The sequence below is a fragment of the Bacillus sp. AR13-1 genome (genome assembly GCF_008042285.1).
GTDB lineage: Bacteria > Bacillota > Bacilli > Bacillales > Bacillaceae_G > Bacillus_A > Bacillus_A mycoides.
On record NZ_QNUA01000051.1, the window covers coordinates 1 to 2471 of the forward strand.

A 2471-nucleotide genomic window follows, 5' to 3' on the forward strand; every position below is an offset into this window, starting at 1 on the left:
AATGTTATCTAGTTTTGAAGGAATATACCTTCATCAGTTTGGTGATGATGGCAGAGAGGTCACACCCGTTCCCATACCGAACACGGAAGTTAAGCTCTCTAGCGCCGATGGTAGTTGGGACCTTGTCCCTGTGAGAGTAGGACGTCGCCAAGCAAAAACCAAGTCGTTTTGACTTGGTTTTTTTGTGTTTATTTTTATTTACCGAAGGTTAAAATCCATAAATTTAATAACCCTGAAGATGAAAAAAAGAATGAAATAGAAACGGTATAAAATAAAATTCGGATGATAAAGTAATACGTTTAAATATAAATTGAAGGTAAGGATTGCCTTTTTATGTTAATTTAGTTGTCGAATGAACAATAATGTTTTGATTTAATATGAAAAGGTTATGTAAAAAAGAGCTGGATGGCTATTTTTCGCATAACCTTTTTGTGGTTTTAAAGGATTTTACCTAAGAAAAAATCTATAATTAAGGTAGTTAACATATATTTTTTGATGGGTGTGGGGGATTATGAAAGAAATATGCATGTTATTAGTGGCTGTTATATTATGGGGAACAGCCATTGCACCAACGAAATGGGCATTAGAATCCATTCAACCGTTTACTTTGTTATTTATTCGTCTTTTCTTTGCGGGTGGGATTTGTATGCTTTTCTCATTTAACGAACTACAAAAAGCAGTTATACATAAAAATATTCCGTGGAAAAGAATGAGTTTACTGTCTTTTACTGGTGTAGCTGGGTACTTTATGTTCACATCCTATGGTATTTCTTTAACAAGTGGATTACATGTTAGTATTATTGATGCTGCATTGCCATTAGTTACAATTCTTTTTTCAGCGTTCTTTCTGAAAGAGAAAATTCAGATGGATTATTGGATCGGAATTATGTTGGGCGCTATAGGAGTGCTCTTTATTACAATTCCATCTAGCGATACTAATCAAGAGGTGTCTTTAATAGGAGATATACTTATTTTATTAAGTACCTTTTTATTTGCGTTCTACACAGTTTTGTTAAAACGGCCAAAACAAGAACGACGTTTATCTAATAAAGTTTTCACTACAGTAACACTAATGATAGGTGCAGCTATTGTGTTGCCATTTGCAATGATAGAAATTTTTTACTACGGTTTCCCAAAAATCGAAACATGGAAGATTGGATTTAGTGTAGTATACCTTGTTATTGGGGCAACAATTTTAGCATATTGGTTCTGGAATAAAGCGCTAGAGACGGTCTCAGCATCAATAAGTGGACTGTACTTAAATGGATTGCCGTTAATAAGTATCATTACTTCAATTATCCTATTAAATGAATCTCTGACATGGAAGATAATAATGGGAGGGAGTCTAGTTTTAATTGGAGTAGGATGGGCGGATAAGCAAAAGTTACGTAATCTATTAAAGGGTAATAAAATGGATAGTAGGGACTGTTAAATTGTATGTTTTATATAGTTTAAATGTTAAAAAGATACCTCATATATATGTATAAGGTATCTTTTTATATTTAGCGAAGATAATGGACTTAAATTAGTAGGGATATTCTTTGTTATATCTATATGTATCGAAATCTTTTTGAAATATTGTTTTGACGAGCTGTATACATTCATCATCATAAAAGCTTTCAAAAGTCGGGTGACGAGGGAATAAAGGATCAGTAATATCGGCATCGCTGAAATTCCCTTTATAAATCATGGCAGGGGTTTGATGATGCCATGATGTTGAAAACTCATTTATCGGTGCAGGTTTTAATTCGAAACGTTTTTCTAATTCTTTCATTTCCTGATCGAAATTTTCTAAGTATATATAATTGGTTACATACTCTTCTTCACCTGCTATATATTGTTGTGTAAAGTGAGCGTTAATATCATTTGCATGAGCACCTTTAGTAAATAGGTAGTATAAAAATTGTTTGAATGAGATTCCTTTAGGAGAATTTTCATTTTGATATAAAAACTTTCGAATGGGTTTCCATTCTTCATTTTCTACATAAGGAGGTGCAATTAAGGACACGAAAGAACTGACTGCTCTTCTAAACGGATTGCGAACCAGTTTGAAAGTTTCCTTTTGTTTATCTCGTAGTGCTACACTCAGCCGTATATTATAGGCCGGTGTACTTTTGTATATTTCATATTCGAAATTATGGATGAAGGGGTGATAGTTTAAAGCTGTTTGTAATAAATCAATCTGGTAAAAAAACCACTTAGCAAGGGAAGTACAACCACTTTTTTGACTCCAAAATAGAATGAGAGGAAAGTTTCTATGATAGTGTGGGCTTCTTGCATTAGTACTAATGATGTGTAATAAGGAAGGATCCAACAATTGATGCACTCCTTTCATGTATCTTGATTATATATACATATGTAAAATAAAGATGAGGTATGAGTGTGTGGAATTTTTTTTGTAGAAAATGAAAAAGAAATGTTGACTATTATTATATAGGGGTGTAATATAAGACAAGTCGCCGATAGCAACA

Annotated in this window: 2 protein-coding genes and 1 rRNA gene; 2 read left to right on the top strand and 1 reads right to left on the bottom strand. The window is 32.9% G+C overall.

The features are described 5' to 3' along the window. Nucleotides 1-37 precede the first annotated feature (37 nt). Nucleotides 38-153 (top strand): 5S ribosomal RNA (gene rrf, locus DN408_RS28755). 358 nt (nt 154-511) lie between these two features. Beyond that, the gene (locus DN408_RS28760; protein WP_078179256.1) at nt 512-1432 is read left to right on the top strand and encodes a DMT family transporter; all 921 of its coding nucleotides are present in this window, start codon (nt 512-514) and stop codon (nt 1430-1432) included. 93 nt (nt 1433-1525) lie between these two features. On the opposite strand, the gene DN408_RS28765 is transcribed toward DN408_RS28760, so the two are convergent. Then, the gene (locus DN408_RS28765) at nt 1526-2317 is read right to left on the bottom strand and encodes a sulfotransferase family 2 domain-containing protein (RefSeq protein WP_002139383.1); all 792 of its coding nucleotides are present in this window, start codon (nt 2315-2317) and stop codon (nt 1526-1528) included. Nucleotides 2318-2471 lie beyond the last annotated feature (154 nt).